The 20,153-nt window shown below is 69.7% G+C and carries 15 protein-coding genes; 11 read left to right on the forward strand and 4 right to left on the reverse strand.

Annotated features, from left to right (window positions below; genetic code table 11):
• Positions 1-69 precede the first annotated feature (69 nt).
• The 5 genes from Acy02nite_RS01390 to Acy02nite_RS01410 all read left to right on the forward strand — a co-directional run bounded on the left by Acy02nite_RS01390 (position 70) and on the right by Acy02nite_RS01410 (position 5,435).
• Positions 70-1,647: a sensor histidine kinase gene (locus Acy02nite_RS01390; RefSeq protein WP_203737780.1), complete on the forward strand. Its 1,578-nt coding sequence runs from the start codon at positions 70-72 to the stop codon at positions 1,645-1,647.
• Between the two features lie 509 nt (positions 1,648-2,156).
• The gene (locus tag Acy02nite_RS01395; RefSeq protein WP_203737782.1) at positions 2,157-2,420 is read left to right on the forward strand and encodes a hypothetical protein; all 264 of its coding nucleotides are present in this window, start codon (positions 2,157-2,159) and stop codon (positions 2,418-2,420) included.
• Positions 2,421-2,937: 517 nt separating this feature from the next.
• Positions 2,938-3,717, forward strand: coding sequence for a WD40 repeat domain-containing protein (locus tag Acy02nite_RS01400; RefSeq protein WP_203737784.1), 780 nt, complete (start codon positions 2,938-2,940; stop codon positions 3,715-3,717).
• A 62-nt stretch (positions 3,718-3,779) separates the two neighbouring features.
• Positions 3,780-4,316 (forward strand): GNAT family N-acetyltransferase, encoded by a 537-nt coding sequence (locus Acy02nite_RS01405; RefSeq protein ID WP_239174045.1) that lies wholly within the window; start codon positions 3,780-3,782, stop codon positions 4,314-4,316.
• A 393-nt stretch (positions 4,317-4,709) separates the two neighbouring features.
• A complete protein-coding gene (locus tag Acy02nite_RS01410) occupies positions 4,710-5,435 on the forward strand; it encodes a hypothetical protein (protein WP_203737787.1) in 726 nt (241 codons plus the stop codon).
• 188 nt (positions 5,436-5,623) lie between these two features.
• On the opposite strand, the gene Acy02nite_RS01415 is transcribed toward Acy02nite_RS01410, so the two are convergent.
• The 3 genes from Acy02nite_RS01415 to Acy02nite_RS01425 form a co-directional block, all read right to left on the reverse strand.
• The gene (locus Acy02nite_RS01415; protein WP_203737789.1) at positions 5,624-6,448 is read right to left on the reverse strand and encodes a hypothetical protein; all 825 of its coding nucleotides are present in this window, start codon (positions 6,446-6,448) and stop codon (positions 5,624-5,626) included.
• A gap of 151 nt (positions 6,449-6,599) precedes the next feature.
• Positions 6,600-7,964 carry an MFS transporter gene (locus Acy02nite_RS01420; protein ID WP_239174047.1) on the reverse strand — a complete coding sequence of 455 codons (1,365 nt, stop codon included), beginning with the start codon at positions 7,962-7,964 and terminating at the stop codon, positions 6,600-6,602.
• Positions 7,965-8,059: 95 nt separating this feature from the next.
• Complete coding sequence (locus Acy02nite_RS01425; protein ID WP_203737791.1) at positions 8,060-9,970, reverse strand: helix-turn-helix domain-containing protein; 1,911 nt, start codon at positions 9,968-9,970, stop codon at positions 8,060-8,062.
• A 195-nt stretch (positions 9,971-10,165) separates the two neighbouring features.
• On the opposite strand from Acy02nite_RS01425, the gene Acy02nite_RS01430 reads away from it, so the two are divergent.
• The 3 genes from Acy02nite_RS01430 (at position 10,166) to Acy02nite_RS01440 (ending at position 16,287) form a co-directional block, all read left to right on the forward strand.
• A complete protein-coding gene (locus Acy02nite_RS01430; RefSeq protein WP_203737793.1) occupies positions 10,166-10,633 on the forward strand; it encodes an NUDIX domain-containing protein in 468 nt (155 codons plus the stop codon).
• Between the two features lie 162 nt (positions 10,634-10,795).
• Positions 10,796-14,503 (forward strand): AAA domain-containing protein, encoded by a 3,708-nt coding sequence (locus Acy02nite_RS01435; RefSeq protein ID WP_203737794.1) that lies wholly within the window; start codon positions 10,796-10,798, stop codon positions 14,501-14,503.
• Positions 14,500-16,287: a hypothetical protein gene (locus Acy02nite_RS01440; protein ID WP_203737796.1), complete on the forward strand. Its 1,788-nt coding sequence runs from the start codon at positions 14,500-14,502 to the stop codon at positions 16,285-16,287. The genes Acy02nite_RS01435 and Acy02nite_RS01440 overlap by 4 nt, the downstream gene beginning before the upstream one ends.
• 86 nt (positions 16,288-16,373) lie before the next feature.
• Here Acy02nite_RS01440 and Acy02nite_RS01445 read toward each other — a convergent pair whose 3' ends face one another.
• On the reverse strand, positions 16,374-17,276 hold the full coding sequence (locus tag Acy02nite_RS01445; RefSeq protein WP_203737798.1) for an alpha/beta fold hydrolase: 903 nt from the start codon (positions 17,274-17,276) through the stop codon (positions 16,374-16,376).
• 21 nt (positions 17,277-17,297) lie between these two features.
• Between Acy02nite_RS01445 and Acy02nite_RS01450 the strand changes: the two genes are divergently transcribed.
• From Acy02nite_RS01450 to Acy02nite_RS01460, 3 genes are all read left to right on the forward strand, one after another.
• The gene (locus Acy02nite_RS01450) at positions 17,298-17,711 is read left to right on the forward strand and encodes a VOC family protein (RefSeq protein WP_239174049.1); all 414 of its coding nucleotides are present in this window, start codon (positions 17,298-17,300) and stop codon (positions 17,709-17,711) included.
• A gap of 77 nt (positions 17,712-17,788) precedes the next feature.
• The gene (locus Acy02nite_RS01455; RefSeq protein WP_203737800.1) at positions 17,789-18,757 is read left to right on the forward strand and encodes an SEC-C domain-containing protein; all 969 of its coding nucleotides are present in this window, start codon (positions 17,789-17,791) and stop codon (positions 18,755-18,757) included.
• Between the two features lie 99 nt (positions 18,758-18,856).
• A complete protein-coding gene (locus Acy02nite_RS01460; protein ID WP_203737803.1) occupies positions 18,857-20,128 on the forward strand; it encodes a phospholipase D-like domain-containing protein in 1,272 nt (423 codons plus the stop codon).
• Positions 20,129-20,153: the final 25 nt, after the last annotated feature.

Consider the following 20,153-nt stretch of genomic DNA (forward strand, 5'->3'; position numbering starts at 1 on the left):
ACCGAGCCGAGGCCCCTGGGGTGCGCGATGGCACAAAAAGTATTGGAAAGAGTCAATAACGTCGATGGCGTGGTTGGCCAGGCGCAGGCCGTGCTCGCGGTGGCCCTGCAGGCCTACATCGCCATCGACACCGACGGCCGGGTAAAGGGATGGAACCCCGCCGCCGAACGGATTTTCGGCCATACCGCCGCCCAAGCCTGCGACCGTGACGTCGCCGACCTGATCATCCCCGCGGGATTTCGTGACGCGCACCGCGCCGGCCTGGCCCGCCTTGCCGCCGGTGCACCCGGCTGCCGTCTCGGACAGCAGTTGCAGCTCAGCGCCCTGCACCGCGACGGTCACGAGTTCCCGATAGAGCTGACCCTGACCGTCACTGAGGAACCCGGCGGGCGGATGTTCCACGCCTTCGCCCACGACATCACCACCGCGCGCCGGGCCGCCCGGTTCGCCGACGTCGAGGCCGCCCTCGCCCTGGGGCTGGCCGAGGCCGACTCCAGCACCGTCGCCGCGCACCGGGTGGTCGACGCCCTCGGCGTGAAGATGGGCTGGCCCGTGGTCGAGCTGTGGCTGGTCGACGACCAGCGGCAGATGCTCACCTGCGCGGCCCGCCACACCGGGCCCGGCTGGCGGCTGGGTGACTTCGCCCTCGCCGAGCTGGAACCCGGCGTCGGGCTGCCTGGCAGGGTCTGCGCCGGCGGCGTTCCGCGATGGATTCCGGATCTCGGCTCGGACGGGGTGTCACTGCGCAGCGTGAGCGCCGCGCGTGTGGGGCTACGCGTCGCCGTCGGGGTGCCGCTGTCCACCGGCCGCAACACCCTCGGTGCGCTGTGCGTCTACGGCGACCGGGTCGAAGATCCCGAAGACATCGTGCTCGGGCTGCTCGGTGGTCTCGCCGCGCACGTCGGGCAGTACCTCGAACGTCGCCGCGCCGAGGAACTCACCGTGGAACTGGCCCGCACCAAGGACGAGTTCCTGGCCATGGTCACGCACGAGCTACGCAACCCGCTGGCGGTCATCGCCAGCACGCTCTCGATGTTCGGCGAGGAACTCGACGAGCTCACCAGCGAGCAGCAACGCGAGTACCTGCATGTCATCGCGCGCAGCTCGCAGCGACTGTCGGTGATGGCCGACGACCTGCTCGACCTGGCCAGCCTCGAATCCGGGAACCTCGCCACGGACCCTGTGGACACCGATTTGTGCGCCATCATCGGCGACGCCGTGCAGGCCTGCACCGCATCGGCCGCCGCCAAACAGCTCACCGTGACCGTGCGGCTGCCCCACCGCCTCGACCTGCACGCCGACCCGAACCGGCTGCGTCAGGTCGCCGACAACCTGCTCTCCAACGCGATCAAGTACACCCCCGCCGGCGGCACGATCACCATCACCGCCGGTCTGGACGACACCGCCCGGACGATCGTCTGGAGCGTCGCCGACACCGGTATCGGCATCCCCCGCACTGAACGCCCGAGGCTGTTCCGCCGCTTCTACCGCGCCTCCACCGCCCTGGGCAAACGCATCCCCGGCACAGGACTCGGCCTGGTCATCACCCGCACCATCGTCGAACGCCACCACGGCGCCATCACCCTGGCCGAGCACACCGGACCCGGGACCACCTTCGTGGTGCGGCTGCCAGCAGCCGACGCCTGACCTCGTCAGCACTCCAGCACCGAAACGACGTCCGGTCGAACCCGACCGGCAGGTCCAGCGCTGACCGCAGGACCCGGTAGCGCCCGCATCACCGACCGCGGCCGGCACCCTGCCGACACCGCCACCACAGGCATGCCCGCCACCGGGCACTAAGCCACCCGTTCCTCGGCCACGAACGCGAAGGAGGCCCCATGACCAGTGCATAAAACGTCGTACGTCACCACGGCACCATCATCCTGGCCTGGCACAGCGGACCCGGGTCCACTTTCCTGGTGGGACTGTCCCAGCACGGCAGCCGGCGCCTGACCTGTCAGCCCCACCGTAAGGACCGGCACCGCAACATCGCCGGTCGGCCAAACCCGCCAGCGGGTCCGCGCTAACCGCAGGATCCGGTAGAGCGCCTGCACCACCGACCGCGGCCGGCGCCCTGCCGACGCCGCCACCACAAGCGTGCCCACCACCGGGTGCAAAGCCGCCCATTCCTCGACCACGAACGTGAAGGAGCCCACGTGACCACTGCGCGATTCGACTACAACCGGACGGCCCGCAAGAACATGCTCAGTGCCCTCACCGAAGCTGTCGGCGCCGAGGCCGCCACGGTACTGACCAACCTCGCTTTCAGGAGCCTGGACCAGCGACGTGCCGCCAGCGCGGAGGAACTCATCAAGATGGCGGACTACCTCATGGAGCTGGGGAACCTGGTCCGTGGCGCCGCGCGGTCGCAGAAGGTCGAGGCCGTCACCTACCGGGCCTTGTTCGCTGCAGTGGACTGATCCGCGCGCACTGCCACGTCCACAAACATCGTCATCACCCGCCGACGCCGGTCTTCGACGTTCCCCGAGGCGCCGACGCGCCCCGCACGAACAGTGCGGGGCTTCCCACGACTTCTGCAAGGCATAGACGTCCACTTGCACAACGACCTTTTCGGAGTGTTACTGGTGCCATATACCACTGCCACAGCGCTGGGATTCGACGATCGCCCGCAGGTCCGGCAAAGGCCTCCGGCACGACCCGTCCGTCGGAGCGGCGGCGCGCTGGCCACCTTGGTGGTCCTCGTCGTCGACGACTCGGCGCTGATGCGCCGGGCGATCAAGGAGATGTTGACCGATGCCGGCGGGTTCGAGGTGCACACCGCCCGCGACGGCCTGGACGCGCTGGAGCGACTCGGCCAGGCACCGGGCGCGATCACGATCAGACCCTCGCGAACATCGAACCCGACCTTGAGGCCGGGCTTCCAACCGAGGCTGGCCGTGATGAGCGTCCGCCCGTCGGAAGCCAGCGATCGCGGCCGTGCAGTCCGACGTCCTCCTCGTCGAGCCGGAATCAGGTTCCCGGATCGGCAGCCTGCGCACGGCCGGCGCCGGCAAGCTGGCCGTCGCCGGAGACGGGACGTGGCTGGCCACCGCGATCAGCAATGTCGTGCAGGTCTGGAACGTCCAGGACCACAGCCTGCTGAGCACGATCTGCGCGACGCTGGGGTATGCCCACCCCATCGCGGCCGTGCCGGACGGCAGTTGGTTTGCCGTTGCCGACCACCGGGTGGTGTTGATCTGCGACGTCAGCGCGGGAGCCGTCGCCCGGCGGCTGGTCCGGCACAACGGCATTGTGCTCGCGCTGGCCGTCTCGGCCTACTGCAGGCACTTGCCGGATCGGGCCTGGCTTGCGGCGGGCGGCAGCAGGATCCAGATGTATCACCCGGCCGACGGGACGCAACGGACCTTCGCCGACGGGCCGTTCGAGGTGGGCGCGCTGGCCGCCTCCCTCGACGGAACCGTACTGTTCGCGGCTGACGACCGGACCATCCGGTCGTGGAGCGTGCCCGATCGCCGCCCTCTTGCCATGCTCACCGGGCACACCGGTGTGGTCCGGGATCTCGCGGTGTCACCGGACAGCGGCCTGCTCTCCTCGGTCTCCGGCAACGGGGAGTTGCTCGTCTGGCGCGACGGCGAGCCGATCGCCACCATGCGCGTCGACGCGCAGCTCACCTCCTGCCTCTGGCAGAGTCGGGATGTCCTGGTCATCGGCGGTTCCCGGGGAACGTTCACCTTCCAGGTCGTCAGCGAACCTTGAGGACAGCACTAGGCGAACCGGCAAAATCCGTTGACGGCGGGCAGGGCAGGTCCGAGGGTTCGATGGTGATTATTCGACGTGAGCGGTCCGGCGATGTCGACGCGATCCGCACGATTACGGCGGCCGCGTTCCGTGGTGTCGCGTACAGCGCGCCGCCGGTGGAGCCGGGTGGTGATCCGGGCGAGGCGACGCTCGTCTCGTGGCTGCGCGACGATGCCGGCTGGATCCATGAACTGTCGCTGGTGGCGGTCGAGAACGACCAGGTCGTCGGCCATGTCGTCGCGACGCGGGCCCATGTCGGCGAGCGGCCGGCCCTGGGTCTGGGGCCGCTGAGTGTCCTCCCGAGCCGGCAGCGGGCCGGGCTGGGGTCCGCCCTGATGCACGCTGTTCTCGGCGCGGCCGACGCGCTCGGCGAACCCCTGGTCGGGCTGCTCGGCAACCCGGCCTACTACGGCCGGTTCGGCTTCGTCGCGGCACAGCCGGTGGGGATTGTCGCGCCGGACCCCGCGTGGGGTGAAAACTTCCAGGTCAGGACCCTCAGCCAGTACGACGGTCAGACCGGCCGTTTCCGGTACGCGGAACCGTTCGACCGGATCTGACCTGGTTCTGACGGCATTGACGGCCGCACCCGGACGGGGCGGGATCAGGCGGTCGTCGCAACCCTGCTGGTGAACGACTACAACGCCGAGCCCAGCGAGTACAGCAGCGCCATCAGCGACGGCCCGTCACGGCTTGCCGGGCGCGCGGATCGCGGCAGGGCCCGGCCTGACGCCATCGGCATCTCGGCCAAGGTCCGGGGCTCGGTGCGCTCGCTACCGTGGGCGGCGACCCGGCCGACGATCCGTGAGCTTCGGGCTCGAGGTTTGGCTTTGTCGGTCAGTCCGCCGAGGCAGGTTCCGCATGGTTTGCAGACTGTTCTTCGCGGATTCGGGCAGTCACGCCGCCCGAGCGCTGGAGTCGCTGCGGGCCGGCCCCAAGGAGGGAGACCCCCTGTGGATCTGACCCAGGCCATGCTGGCCGCCACCGACAACCCGCCGCCCACGAGCATCGACGTCGACCGGCTGATGTCCGGCGAACGCCGGCGCACCCACCGCCTGTACGCAGTCACCGGCGCCGCCCTCGCCGCGGTGCTGGTCGGCGGCATCGTGGTGGCGCGGCAGCCGGTCAGGCACGCCGAGGCGACCGCCGGTGCGGCGCCCCCACCGGCGGTCGCCTCGGAGGAGCCGCCGTCCTGCGGAATCAGCACACAGCTGGATGACGGCCTGCTCACCGGCAAGCCACCGCTGCGGCCGGTCACCGAGTCGTGCCTCGTCGGGGCCGGCCGCCTCGGCGACGCGCTGACCACGGTCCTGACCGACCAGCTCCCGGACACCACGATCACACCACCGCTGCCGGCCGAGATCGCGAAGCTCGTCGCGGGGGACGGCTACTTCACCGCGTTCCGAGTCGCCGGCGGCGACCTCGAGGTGCGGGTGCGCGGATCCGAGACGACCGCGGCCGGCTTCGACGCCTGGCGGGCGAGCCGGTGCCTCCAGGTGACCTGCCGGGTCGAGCAGCACGACGGCCGGCCGGTGCTGATCCGCACCTCGACCGGCACCGTGGAAGTGGTCGCACTGCACGCCGACGGGACGATGGTGTCGGCGCTGGCCCGCGGCGGGCTCACCGAGCAGCAGCTCGTCAGCATCGCCGTCGCGCCCACGCTGACCGTCTACCCCTGACCGGTGTCCCGCTGCCGGCGGACGACCTCGCCGGTGGCGTTTCAGCGAAGCGCAGCGACGACGTAGACGTCACGTGAGACGGAGAACCTTGCGAGGCGGTACTCCCGCACCGCCTTCGGGTCCACGTCATCGCCGTGGTGCAGAACGATCAGGCGTGGGACCTCGAATATCGTGAGCTCAGCTCGGGGTCAGGCCACGGTGAATTCGCACCACGGCGACCATCCGTCGGCCGCGACCCAGGACGGCGTGGCACGCACCCGCCAGCGGTACGACTCCCCGTGCCTCAGGTCGCCGTAACGCCACAGGTACAGGCTCGCCCGCCGCCCGTCGATGCTCTCCCGGCTGCCGTCCGCCGTCAGATCCCGATCGGTGAAGTGGTCGAGCCCGGTGATCTGAAAGGTCGACAGGATCAGGCCCGGCCCCGTTCCCGGCGTGAACGCCGCCGTCAGCGTCGGCCGCACCGTCCCCAGGAGCGGCCGCCCCGCCCCGGCGGCACAGGGCGCGCCGCTCGCGGACAGCTCGACCGGAAGCACCGCGCCGGCGTACCGCGGGTCGCCCGGATCCGCCGCCTCCCCCGCAGCGAACGGGTTCATCCCGGTCGGCCGCGGATACCCGCAGGTCTCCTCCTCGGGCAGGCTCGTCCGGGCTGCGACCGCGGCCTGGCAGTCGGCGAGCGACATCAGACCGGCCGCCGGGGCCTCGCCGGTGGCGCCGGGCCGGTTCCCGCCGCTCGTGGGCCGGGTCGCCACCACGACGGCCACCGCAACCACGACGAGGAGCGTCGCGCCGACGGCCATCCGGAACAGCGACCGGGATGCCGACGGCCGCTCGGACGCGGGCCGGACGGTGGCGGGCGGTGGCAGATCAGGCCGTGGTGACGGTGACGGGGCGGGTCGCCGCTCCGCCAGGAGGCGGACGGCGACCGCCGTACCCACCAGCGCCCCGCCCACGGCGAGCAGAATCCCCCACCCGGGAGCCCGGCGGCGGGGCGGCAACTCCGACGGCGTCGTCACGGCCCGCTGCTTCGGCAGCCTCGCGCCGGAACTGAGGGCTTTCCGCCAGGAGCTGAGGACTTTCCGCGCTGGAGCAGAGGATCTCCGCACGGTGCGCACGGTCCGGGACCGTACGCACCGCCCCGGCGACGCGACGCGCCGGGCACGAAGCTCAGCTGACCGGTTCGTTCACCGGAGAGCCGGCCGGTGAATCGGTCGCCGAGCCGGTCGGCACGCGGTCGTGGTGCAGGGACGACCGGGCGGTCTCCCGCGAGGCGAGCACCGCGGCCACGGTCAGCACCGACGCCACGGTCATGTAGATCGCGACCGCCGTCGTGTTCGGGTGGCGCACGTCGCCGAGCAGCTTGAGCGCGATGATCGGCGCGAGCGCCCCGGCCAGGATCGACGCGAGCTGGTAGCCGACGGACGCGCCCGTGTACCGCACCGACGTGCCGAACAGTTCGGCGAAGAACGCGGCCTGCGGCGCGTACATCAGCGAATGCAGGATGAGACCGACGAGCACCGCCAGGATGATCTTCGGCTCCGACCGGCTGCCGACGAGGTCGAAGAAGACGTACGACCACGCGGCGATCCCGATCGCACCGGCGAGGTAGAGCGGGCGCCGCCCGATCCGGTCCGACCACGCCCCGAGCAGCGGCACGAGGACGAACTGAACGGCCGAGCCGATCAGCAGCGCGGTCAGGATCTTGCCCTTGTCCGCGCTCGTCCCGGCGAACGTCGTCAGGTAGGTGATCGAGATGACCGTGACCAGGTAGTACCCGATGTTCTCGGCCAGCCTCATGCCCATCGCGAGGAGGATCTCCCGCGGGTAGCGCTTGATCACCTCCAGCAGCGGCTGATGCTCTTTCGGCGAAAGCTTGGCGCGCGCCTGGAGGAAGACCGGGGACTCCTCGACGGAGAGCCGCACCCAGAGCCCGACCAGCACGAGCACCGCGCTGAGCAGGAACGGGACGCGCCAGCCCCACGAGTTGAACGCGTCGTCCGACTGGACGAGGGCGAGCAGCCACAGCACGCCGGTGGCGAGCAGGTTGCCGAGCGCGACCCCGGCCTGCGGCCACGACGACCAGAAGCCGCGGCGCGCGTCGTCACCGTGCTCGGCGGCCATCAGCACCGCGCCGCCCCATTCGCCGCCGACCGCGAAGCCCTGCGCGAGCCGGCAGACGAGCAGCAGGATCGGGGCGGCAACGCCGATCGACGCGTACGTGGGAAGAAGTCCGATCGCGATCGTCGCGACCCCCATCATCATGAGCGACACGATCAGCATCTTCTTGCGGCCGACCCGGTCACCGAAGTGGCCGAAGACCACCCCGCCGAGCGGGCGCGCAACGAAACCGAGCGCGTACGTGCCGAACGCGAGCAGCGTGCCGGTGACCGGATCCGACTTCGGGAAGAACAGGGCGCCGAAGACGAGCGCGGCGGCGGATCCGTAGAGGAAGAAGTCGTACCACTCCACGGCGGTACCGACCAGGGAAGCGAAGACGACCTTGACGATCGGGGCACGTGCGGTGGTCGACATGTGCGTCCTCTCCAAAGGTGTGACGTAGGTTACGGGGACGCTACGTCCCCGCACGTCACGAAGCCCATGGATGGGATCCACACATCACGCTCGCGCTAGGTGTGCCCGGCCCCCAGGGAGAGCCGGTTCAGGCGCAGGGCCAGCTGGAGATCCAGGACCCGCCGCGGGTGCTGCCAGTCGTCGCCGAGCAGCTGGGCGACGCGCTCCAGTCGCTGGGTGACCGTGTTGACGTGCACGTGCAGCGCCTCGGCCGCCTTCGCCAGGCCACCGCCCTGGTCGAAGTAGACCTCCAGGGTGGTGATCAGCGCGGTGCCACGGCGGGCGTCGTAGTCGATCACCGGCCCGAGAACACCCCGCACGAACCCGGTGACGTCGCGGCGCTCGCCGAGCAGCAGGCCCACGTACCCCAGCTCCTCCGTGCCAGCCCCGGAGCCGGAGCGACCGAGAGTGATCAGCGCGCTGAGGCACTGGTCGGCCTCCCGGTACGCGGGTGCGACAGCGACCGCCCCGCGCGCCGGTCCGGCGCCACCCGCGGTGACCGGCCGCCCCAGCGCCCGGCTGAGCTCCTTGGCGACCTGCCGCGCGGTCCCGGCCGGGTCCTCCCCCGGCAGCAGCAGCGTGATCCGCCCGTCGCGGGCCATCGCCAGGCCACGACGGGCGGCGGCGAAGCTGCGGGCCCAGGAGACCGCGCGGTGCCGCAGGCCGTCACCGGTGTCGTCGCCGGCGGTGACGAGCACGTACGGCGCGTCCAGGTCCAGCCCGAGCCGGCCGGCCCGGTCACGCACCGCGTCCGGATCCCGCGTCGCGCGGCTGATCAGGTCGTCGAGCAGGTCGCCGCGGACCTGCGCCTCGGCCTCCGCGACGGTGCGGCGGAAGAGCAGCAGCAGCGCGGTCACCTGGGCGGCGCGTTCCAGGATCCGCTGGTCGGCCGGGGCCAGGGGCGTGTCCGGGCGGAAGACCAGCGCGCCCAGGTTGTCGGCGCCGGCCACGACCGCCGCGATGATCAGATCGTTGCGGCGTACGCTCCGGCCCTCCCCTCGCGACGCCGCGACCGCCTCGCCGGCCGTGGTCTCGTCCGGCTCCGGCAGCGGCGCCGAGCTGCCCGGCGTCCGGGCGGTCGCCAGCGTCCGGCCTTGCGCGTCGATCACCAGCAGCGCGCCGTGCAGCACGCCGGCGATGTCGGCCGCGACGTCGTCGACTCCCCCGCCGCGCAGGACCAGGGCGGTCATCCGGTCGTGGGCGTCGGCGGCGCGTTCCACCGACGCGCTGTGCGCCTGGATCGTCGCGTTCGCCGCGGACAGCTCGCCGAGCGCGGTCTGCGTCTCGGTCAGCAGCCGCGCGGTGTCCAACGCGACGGCGGCGTGCGCGGCCAGGGACAGCAGCAGCGCCACCTCCTCCCGGGCGAACGGGCGCTCGGCCCGGTTCGCGGCGAACAGCACGCCGATCACCGCCGAGCCGAGCCGCATCGGCACACCCAGGATCGCGATCAGCCCCTCGTCGCCGACGCCGTGGTCGATGTCGCTGGTGTGCGCGAAGCGGGCGTCGGCGGGATAGTTCGCGGTCGCGTACGGCGTCCCGGTCTGCGCCACCAGGCCACCGAGCCCCGCGCCGGGCGGCAGTCGCAGCCGCTGGAAACTGGCCGCCACCGAGCCGTCGGTGACCCGCATGTACGTGTCACCGCGCTCGGCGTCGTTCAGCGTCATGTACGACACGTCGGCGTTGAGCAGCGTCCGTGCCCGGTGCACGATGGCCCGCAGCACCGCGTCGACGTCGCGCAGCCCGGCCAGGTCACCGGCGGTGTCGTAGAGCGCGGACAGCTCCTCCTCACGGCGGCGCCGGCGCTCGAGCAGCGCACGGGTCTTCAACGCGAGCAGTTTCGCCTGCTCCAGCTCGTCGAGCTCGGCAGCGGGCGCACCGGCGGCCCGGGCGGCGATCAGCGGGCGCTCGAACTCCACCAGGGCGGCCTCACGTGCGAGGAGATCGAGATATGCAAGTCCCCGGGACATGTGCGCCACCTTACGGGCGGGTGGCGATCGCCCACATGTGCCCGATCGCCATGCCGCGCCCCCGACGGGTGGGGTTCTGCGACAGGGGCGCGGACGGCGTACGGCAAGCGGGGTCTACGGGTGGTCTTCGGGGTGAGGTCCGGCGCCCCTGCTCGCGCCCCGGCCGGACGACGCGACACCGGCTAGGGTGCGCTGGTGGGTATCTCGTCGCACCTGGCTCGGCTGCGGACGATGATCGGGCACGATCTGATCCTGCTGCCGTCGGTCTCGGTCATCGTCGTCGGCGACGACGGACGGCTCCTGCTCGTGCGGCATGCCGGTCATCGGGAGGGCTGGGCGGTGCCCGGCGGCGCGGTCGATCTCGGCGAGTCCCCGGCGCAGGCCGCGGCGCGTGAGATCCGTGAGGAGACCGGCCTCGAGATCGGCCGGCCGCGGCTGCTGGACGTGCTCGGCGGCCCTGACTACGAGGTCACCTACCCCAACGGCGACCGGGCCGCCTACGTCACCACCGTGTACGAGGCAGATGTCGCCGCCGGAACGCCTGTGCCCGACCGGGAGGAGATCAGCGAGCTGGACTGGTTCGCCCCGGCCCGGCTGTCCGGTCTCGAACTCACCCGGTTCACCCGGGCGCTGCTGCGTGCGACCGGCCACCTACGGCTTTGACCGGTGGAAACAGATCGCTTGATTTCCATGGATGATCAGGTTTGCGCCTGAGCCGTGCGGAGGATGCGCGCTCGCTTTCATGGGTGGAAACCTTCCGGTTCCAGACGCTTCCGGCCCGGCCGCGAAGTTTCCGGTTCGTTCCGTCCGCGGGGGTGATTCCAGATGTCTCTGAGTGCAGGATCTCATCTGCTGAACGGCCGTTACCGGTTGATCGGGTCGGAGATATCCAGGGTCGGTGACGGCGAGCTGTGGGGCGCGATCGACGAGGAGGAGGTCGGTAAGCCGCTCCTGCTCAAGGCGTGGGCGTTCCCCGACGGACATGACGGGTCGCCACGCCACCGGCCGGACGACGTGCAACGCGCCTTGTGGGACGGTGAGCTGCGCACCCTCTACCGGGTCCGCAGCGCGCCCGGCTCGGAGGACTCCCTCCTCCAGTTGCGCGACGTGGGTATCGACTACGACGAGCGCTACTTCGTGATGCTCTTCGAAACGGCAGGTCTGCAAACGCTCGCTACCCTGCTCGGTTCCCGCAGTGACCACGACTGGCTCAACGGCCGCCCCGAGGAGCGTGTCGGTCTCTGGCAGATGCTGGCGCGATTCACCGACGGTCTCGGCCTGCTGCATGACCAGCAGGTCGTCCATCGCAACGTGGTGCCCGCGTCGGTGCTCCTGGATGCGGATGAAGGACCGGCCTCAGCCAGGCTCGGAGGCTTCGAGTGGAGCATCCGGCTCGGCCGTCCGGCGGCGGCTCGCGCGGGGGCCGGCAGCATCGGCTGGGAGACGGCGCCGGAGGCGTTGGACGGGCTCGGCGCGTTCGGCCCGAACGCGGACTGGTTTGCGTTCGGCATGCTGGCCGCGCGCTGCATGCTGCCGATCGAGCATCTCGATGCTCCGAACACGTCCGCCGAGGGCCGGTATCGAGGGGTGCTGAAGCAACTTGAACGCCCCAGGGCTCGGCTCACCACGCTGGAGGCGGAATTCATCCGTCGGCTGATAGCCGAGGATCCCACCATCCGGCTGTCCCACCACTCCGACATCTCCGCCACGATCCGCGACATTATCGGCACTCTGCGCGACCCCGAGCGAGGTGACGGCCCGTCCCGTCCCCACATCGTCATCATCAACCCGGCCAATCGGAATCTCGTTGACGACTGCCTGGACCGCGGACTGAGTGAGATGCTGGGCTTCGAGCCGGGCGACACCTTCGATCCGCAACGCCTGGAACACCGCAGCCAACTGCACAACTTCCTGTACCGGGACTTCGCCGACGGCGCGACCGTGACCCCGGCCCACGGTCGCGATCAGTACCTGCTCTCCGGCCGGTCCATGCATCTGATGATCCGGCCGGCGACCAACGACATCGATGGCAAGAAGACCTGGCAGAACGCGTTCTGTCACGGAAGCGCCGAGCACCTCACCGCGGACCCGCTGATCCAGACGACAGTGCCTCCCGGCCGGTTGGAGTTCTTCGGCACACGGGACAAGCGGTCGCAGGGCGACCGCCTGGCCGGATCGGCACGGTGGGAAGAGCTGCTCCCGGAGATCGACAAGGGCCGCCAGCGCCGCGATGAGCACGAGCGGTTCCTGGACTTCCTCCGTTTCACCAATCAGGTGGACATCCTGATTCGCGACGCCGAACTGTTCCGCTGCGAGATCACCGACGTGAAGGAGTTGGACGGTGCGTGCCTCGGGGTCGAGGTACAGGAGATCGACCGGGAGAACCCGGCGTTCCGCAAGTTCCGGATGGAAGGTGGAATGGCCGAGTTCCTGGTCCGGGAAAAGCACAGTGGCAAGCCGGGCAGCAACTTGATCCACCTGGGGTCCCCGTCGTCGGAGAGCATGGAGACACAGATCGTTCCGGGCGAGAACGACCCCGAATGGATAGTCGACGAGGTCGACATCCCGAATGGGACCGCATGGCTGGTCCCGCACCAGGAGCCGGCCAAGATCCCCAAGATCGGCGACGTGCACGTGCTGCGTACGAGCGGTCTGCGCGGACAGGTGTCGCTGATTCGTCGCCGCAAGGACGCGATCGCGAAGCTCGCGACCCACTCCTACCTGCTCGACAGCCTGACAGCTCCAGGGCAGGTCTTGATGAACAACGAGATCGCGCGGCTCCCGGTGCCGTTGGACAAAGACACGGTGGACAAGAGCAAGCTGACCCAGATCAAGACCATCCTCGGGGCCCGGCCCATCTACACCGTCCAGGGACCACCCGGTACCGGAAAGACCCACATGGTGTCCTGGCTGTTGCGCGAGATCCTCGAGGAGGATCCGGTCGCCCAGGTACTGATCACCGCCCAGGCACATCATGCGGTGGACGTGCTGAGGTCCAAGGTGGACAAGATCTTCGAAGCGGTGCCCGAACGGCGCCGTCCGCTGGCGATCCGGCTTCGCAGCACCTCGCGCGGGCGCAAGGACATCCCGCAGATGACCCCGGAGAACGGGTCTGAGCAGCAGGTGACGCGTGATTTACTGCTCCAGGCGATCGATAGGATCGAGGCACTCGGCGTTCCGGCGGAGGCGTCGGTGCAGGCCGATTGGCTCGAGGCGTGCCACACGATGGTCGCCGACCTGGTCAGCCAGAACGCCGAGATCGCCAAAGAGTTCCGCGAACTGGTCAAACGGAGCGCCAGCATCACTTACAGCACCACCAATGACGGCGATCTCGCCGCGCTCGGCAGTGACGTCTCCTACGACTGGGCCATCGTCGAGGAGGCCGGCAAAGTGCACGGCTTCGAGCTGGCGCTGCCGATGTTCCTCGGACACCGCTGGCTGCTGATCGGGGATCCAAAACAGCTGCCGCCGTACCGGATCGAAGACTACGACAAGGCAATCGCCGAGGTTGCGTCCACCGTGCAGGCGCTGGAACAACTGCAGCTGCCGAACAAGAACGTCGATCGGGATTTCATTCACGGCTGGCGTGACCGCACCGAGCAGCAACAACAGGACTTCCAGCGGTACTGCACAAGATGGCTGCGCCTGTTCGAGCGCTTGCACAAGTTGACAGCCCACCATGAGCCTGAGGGTGGATTGCTCACCGGACAGCACCGGATGCATCCGACCATCGGCGAGCTGGTGTCCGAGGTCTACTACGACGGCCAGCTGGAACACTTCACGCAGGACGCGACGACACTGGCGCCGAAGCCGAAGATCCTGCACAACCTGATCACGCCGGACGAACTCCGAGGCCGCGCGGTGGTCTGGCTCGACCTACCGGCCGACGACCCGCGCACTCGGGAGATCGCCACCCCGAAGTATCGCAGCGAGGCGGAGGCACACGCTCTCGACCGATTCCTGCGTACCCTGCGCTTCGGCAATCCCGAGCCGCTCGAACTGGCAGTGCTGTCCCCGTACGCTCAGCAGGTCGCCTACCTGCGGAAACGGCTCGGCACGGCGGAATTCCGCGAGGTGCTCCTCGATCGCGGCCTCGTACCCGCGGCGAATCCGCAGAAATCGCCGTCCGACGGGGAACGGCGGATGCATGACGGCTTCTTCACTGTCGACTCGTTCCAGGGAAATCAGGCCGAGGTCATCGCCATCAGCCTCGTTCGCAACAATCAGAAGCAGCCCTCGGACGGCCTGGGTTTCCTCAGTCACCCCCAACGGATGAACGTCCTCATCTCCCGGGCCGAGCGCCTGCTGATTCTGGTGGGATCGTGGGACTTCTTCCGCGCCCAGGTCGCTCACGTGTCCCGCAATCCTGACCAGTCCTCGGGTCTCCGGCACCTCGCGTTGATGACCGACCGCTTGGAGAGCTGGTTCGCCGAGGGCAAGGCGGTTCGGGTGCCGGCCGATCTCACCGATTTCCGGACGGGGATAGCCGAGCCACGTCAGCAGCCGGCCACGCTGGGAGGAACGCTCGGATGACCATGATCCGCACCCTGGTGCCTCTGCAGATGTACGTGGTCACCTACGAATTGGCGTACGGTCGCCCGTACAGCAAGTTCGAGGAACTGCTGCTGAAAGCGATCAACGAAGCCAGCGAGACCGGCGGACGGACCTCGCAGGAACTCGAACGCATCTTCCAGGTGCACCTCCGGTTGCTCACCGAGGGCCTGGTCACGCTGATCCAGGAGGGCTGGGTCGCGATGGCCCAGCGAGACAGCCAGATCTACTATCTGGTGACGGCCGAGGGCCGATCGACCGTCGCCACCGGTCGCCGGCCGATGCGAGTACGGACCGCCCACTCCAAGATCGTTCGGGAGCAGCTGAGCGGTCAGATGGCCAGAGCCAACGACCTGAGCCTGGTCACCGCGAACAATCTGCGCCGACTGCCGAGGGGCACCCCACGCCGCCAGGCGCTGCAACCGAAGATCATCCGAACGAAGATCAATGGCGGCGAGGCCGAACGCCTGTTGCCCCGTTCGGACAACCAGCACGAGTGGGTCCGCTGGATCGACTCGGCCACCCGGGTGAGCCAGGACCTGCACTACCTGCCGGTCCGGGTGGATCTGGACGCCGACAAGGCCCTCGGTCTGCCCTACCAGTGGCAACACCTCACCGGCATGATCGTGCAGGAGGTCCGGGACCGGATCCAGCAGTTCGAGGCCGATCCGGAGTTTCAGGCAGCGCTCGGCCAGCTCATGCAGAGAAACACGGGACGTGTGCCGAGCATCGGGGAGGGCGAAGCAACCGTCGATCAGTGGGCGGCGCCGTACGCGCAGACGATGATCAGTTGCGCTGACCTCACGTTGAGTGGTGCCCTGGGTCGCGGCCTCGCCGCCGACCTTCTTGCTCGAGCACAGGGCAGCGCCCTCCTGATCGCCGGTCACCTCGACCCGGCGTCCGCGGTCGCCTTGAGGGACGCGGCTATCGGACTGAGGCGCCGCGGGGTGCACTGCGATGTGCTGTGGTCCTGCGACGACGACGAGCATGCTGCGACGATCGGGCGAACGATCAGCGCCATCCGGGCCGATGACTCCCTGCCCGGCAAGTTGTCCTTCAACAGGGAACCCGCCACCGCAGTGGCTGACATGATCATTACGAACACGGCGGACGGACCAGCCGCCGCGATCGGCGCCGGACTGTTCGGCGTGCCCGCTCAGGATGACGAGCTGCGGCCGGTACTGCGGATCACGGATCCGGCGGCAGCCGCACAACTGTCCCGGATCTGCTCCGGATGGTGGGAGGAAGTGCCCGGTTCCGAGGCGGCGCTGCCGGTACACCGCTGGAAGCATCTGGCCGAGCAGTGGGCCGGCAACCTGGCCCGCACTCCCGCTGCCGCCCCGGTCCCGGCGGCCTGCCCTGATGATCCATCCCGGTGCTGTGCGGGCAAGGCCGTCGTCCTGGTGGGACCACAGCAGGCCGCGTTCCGGGATCGGCTCGCAGTCGAGCCGAGCACGCGGTATCTGCGTACCGAGCCCGGCCGACCGGTCGACGAGATGATCGCCGACCTCACCGCGTTGGACGGCGCCGTCGGGCGGATCTTCCGGGTGGTAGGTGGCGCGGACGGCTGGCGATCCGCCCGGCGCAAGGCGGCAGCCTGGTCCACCGAGGTGGTACCGGCTGCGCCACCGTCCCCGGCGCAGCGAGTCCTCGCGGTGAACGGACAGTGGCTGGTACAGAGCGGTGACCCGGACCGGTCCAGCATCTCGTTCTGCGTGGAGGGCCACGTGGGAGAGCGGGCGTGGCTCCGAGCCATGAATGCCTGAGTTCTCGAGGCGCCCGATCGGCGATCGGCCGGCGGTTGTCAGCGTTGGCGCTGTCCTCCCGGTTCAGAGCCCAACAGTGCCGTAGTTCACCTTTGCTTTCGATTTCCGGTTCGCCCGGCTCGTACCGTCAGGACCGCGTCGGCGAACGCGGCGGGCGCCTCCTGGGGCAGGTTGTGGCCGGCGTCGACCAGCCGGTGCTCGTGACCGCCGATGAACATCGGGGCGTGGTCCGCGGTGCCGCCCGGCTTCAGCGTGTCGGTGGCGCCGTCCAGGGTCACCGCGGGCACCGTGATCTTCGGGCGCGCGGCCAGCCGGGCCTCGAGACCGTCGTGGGCCGGATCCCCGGCGGCCTGCCCGAGCGCGTGACGGTAGGCGTGGACGACCACGTCGACGAAGTCCGGGTTGTCGAAGGACCCGGCGGTCCGTGCGAAGGTCGCCTCGTCGAAAGACCAGCGCGGCGACCACTGCCGCCACAGCATCCGGCACAGCTCACCGCGGTGCGCGGCGAGGGTCTCCCGGCCGCGCTCGGTCTGGAACAGGTGCTGATACCACACGGCGTGCTCGACGGCCGGCGTGAACGCGTGCCGCTGCCGCTCGATGTCGATGATGTCGTACCCCGCCATCGACACCAGCCCGGCCACCCGCTCCGGCCACAGCGCGGCGGCGACACAGGACGCCAGGCCGCCCCAGTCGTACCCGGCGATGATCGGCCGCTCCAGACGCAACGCCTCGACCAGCGCGATCAGGTCGGACCCGAGGGCGGCCTGCTGTCCGCTGCGGACGGTCGCGGCGGACCGGAACCGGGTGGGGCCGAACCCGCGGAGGTACGGGCGGATCACCCGGGCGCCCCGCGCCGTCAGCACCGGGACGACCTCGTCGTAGGCGTGGACGTCGTACGGGAAACCGTGCGACAGCACGACGGGCCAGCCGTCCGCCGGACCGTCCTGCAGATAGGCGACCGACAACACGCCGGCATCCACACGTTCCATGACGCCACCCTACGATCATCCGTGCGATGGTGGTTCATGCCGTTGAGCGAGCACCACCTCAGGACCTCGATCGCCGTCTCGGACATCACCCGCGCGGTCGCCTTCTACGAGGGGAGGCTGGGCCTGCGGCCACTGTGGTCCGGCCCCAGCGCGGCGATCCCCGGGGGCAGCCGGGTCTACGCCTGCGGTGGCGGTCCGGCGCTGAACGTCTACCAGTCGACGACCGCCGGAGCCACCAGGGCCACCCTCGCGACCTGGTATGTCGACGACCTGGACGGGATCGTCGACGAGCTCGCCGCGGCCGGTGTCACGTTCGTCCGCTACGACGGGCTCGAGCACGACGCGCGCGGGATCACGCCGCGGGCCGGCGGCGGGCGGCTCGCCTGGTTCCAGGACCCGGACGGCAACACGTTCGCGGTGGAGGCCGACGTCTGACTATTCCCGCCGACACGTTCGGGAAATGAGATTCAGATCAAGGGCCGGACCGGTTGGCACCGCAGTATCGTCACGGCGTGTTGACAACCACGGACCTGACCAGCGCCGACCTCGACCAGATCCGCAAGACCGCGCTCGGCGAGGCCGATCCGCTCGGCATCGCGGCCGGCCTGGCCGATGCGGTGGACGCCGGGCGCCTGGCCGACCCGGAGATCGCCGGTGAGGCGCTGATCCTGGCGGCCGAGATCGCCGAGAGCCGCGCGAAGCACGAAGCCGCCTTGCGGTACGCGGAGCGCGCCGTCGAGGCGGACGCGAAGAGTGACGGCATCAAGGCGCACGCTCTGCACGCCCGCCTGCTGTTCCGCGCCGGCCGCGCCGACGAGGCGATGGCCGAGCTGGAGCCGCTGCGCCCGCGACTGACCGAGCACAACGACGCGCCGGCCTACATCGCCGCCGCCCTGGCCGTCGGCGGCCGGCACAAGCTCGCCGAGGAGTGGCTGACCGAGGCGGTTCAGGCCGCGCTCGCCGAGCGCTCGTCCGACCCGGCCTCGGCGGAGGATGCCGGCCTGCTGTTCTTCCTGCTCCAGCAGCGTCACGGGATCCGGCACGCGCTCAACCTGCCGCACGACGCGCACGACAACCTGGCCGACCGGCTGGAGACCCGGCTCGCCAATGCCTCGACCACAGCGGTCGGCGACGAGCTGCTGTTCTTCCCGCAGGCCGAGTTCGACCGGGTGATCGCCAAGTGGCCGGCGCTCACCGCGGCCTACGGCTCGACGTGGGACGAGCACCGCGCCCGCCTGGAGCGCGAGCTGTCCCGCCGCGCCGCGTCGAACCCGGCGCCGCTGCCCGGCACCGCCGACGGCCTGGCCACGTTCGCCGGGCTCGACGCCGACCCGGCCGACCCCAAGACGCGCGCCGGCTACACCCGTCAGCTCGCCGTGAAGCCGTCCTCGATCACCTGGCCGCCGGAGCGCAACGGGTCGTGCTGGTGCGGTTCCGGCCTCAAGTACAAGAAGTGCTGCCTGCCCCGAGCCCGCGCCTGAGCAGGTGTCGTTTCCCGTTTAGATTCCTACATTTAACGGTTTGTATAGTCCCTCTCTACCGGCATCCCCTGGAGGACGGCGGTAGAGAGGGACCTCACGATGAGAAACCCAATGCGGGGGCGGTGGCGGGCGATTCCGGCCATCGGAGCGGCGATCCTGGCCGGGATCACGGCGGCGGCTGTTCCGGCCGGGCCGGCGGCAGCGGCGGACACGCCGTACACCCATGCGATCTTCACCGATCCGACCGGGGACACCGCGGCCAAGGATCAGATCTACACGCGGCTCAAGGAACTGATCGACGGGGCCGAGGCGGGGTCGACGATCAGCGTGTCGATGTACTACTTCTTCGCCACGACCCTCCCGAACGCGCTGGTGGCGGCGAAGAGCCGGGGCGTCAAGGTGCGGGTGGTCGCGGACGTCAAGACGGTGGCCAACACGGCCAGCTACGACGTGCTGCGCACCGGGCTGGGCACCGACACCACGCAGGCGTCGTACTTCACCACCTGCCCGAGCGGCCGCGGTTGCATCGCCGGCTACGACTACTCGATCAACCACAACAAGTTCTTCCTGTTCAGCCGGACTCTCGGCGTGGACGACGTGGTCGTGCAGACCTCCGCCAACATGGGCGGCACCGCGTGGCGGGACGGCGGGACCGGCTGGAACGACGCGCTCGAGGTGACCGGGAACGCGGCGCTCTTCGACTCGTACACCGGATACTTCGCTGATCTGGCCGCGAAGAAGGTCAACAACAACTACTACGACACCCGGGTCCCGGTCCAGGCCGGCGCCGCCAAGGTGTTCTACTACCCGCGCGCCGGCGACACCCTGTACGGGGACCCGACCGAGGACACCGTGATGACGATCCTCAACAACACCGAGTGCTTCGGCAACACGACCGTCGGCGTGCAGAGCGACGGCACGCACCGCACGATCATCCGGGTCACGGTGACCGAGTTCGCCCTGGACTACATCGCGGACAAGCTGGTCGCGCTGGACAAGGCCGGTTGTTACGTCCTGGTCAACCTGCGCTACGACCCGGACAACGACTACCAGACGACAGCGCTGAAGAGCCTGCTGGCCAAGACCACCGACAAGTACAACGGGGTCATCGTCAGGTACTACTGCGAGAGCGATCCGATCTGGATCCACTCCAAGAACTTCTCGATCGAGGGCAACTACTACGGCAAGGGCGACCGGAAGATCGTCTGGACCGGCAGCCTCAACTGGAAGGGCGGCAGCCTGCGCGGCTCCGACGAGGTGATGCTGCAGATGGAGAACCCGGCCGTGCACGCCGCTTACGTCCAGCAGTACAACGCGGTGGCGGCGGCCGCGACGCACAAGCCGGCGAACGGCGCGGCTGCGACCTGCTGATCCCGCCACCGACACAACCCCGCTG

The organism is Actinoplanes cyaneus, from assembly GCF_016862095.1.
Taxonomy (GTDB): Bacteria; Actinomycetota; Actinomycetes; order Mycobacteriales; family Micromonosporaceae; genus Actinoplanes; species Actinoplanes cyaneus.

Coding starts and splice junctions, on each gene's coding strand:
- Acy02nite_RS01405 (WP_239174045.1), top strand. CDS start 3,780: ATGGTGATTATTCGACGTGAGCGGTCCGGCGATGTCGACGCGATCCGC.
- Acy02nite_RS01420 (WP_239174047.1), bottom strand. CDS start 7,964: ATGTCGACCACCGCACGTGCCCCGATCGTCAAGGTCGTCTTCGCTTCC.
- Acy02nite_RS01425 (WP_203737791.1), bottom strand. CDS start 9,970: ATGTCCCGGGGACTTGCATATCTCGATCTCCTCGCACGTGAGGCCGCC.
- Acy02nite_RS01435 (WP_203737794.1), top strand. CDS start 10,796: ATGTCTCTGAGTGCAGGATCTCATCTGCTGAACGGCCGTTACCGGTTG.
- Acy02nite_RS01440 (WP_203737796.1), top strand. CDS start 14,500: ATGACCATGATCCGCACCCTGGTGCCTCTGCAGATGTACGTGGTCACC.
- Acy02nite_RS01445 (WP_203737798.1), bottom strand. CDS start 17,276: ATGGAACGTGTGGATGCCGGCGTGTTGTCGGTCGCCTATCTGCAGGAC.
- Acy02nite_RS01460 (WP_203737803.1), top strand. CDS start 18,857: ATGAGAAACCCAATGCGGGGGCGGTGGCGGGCGATTCCGGCCATCGGA.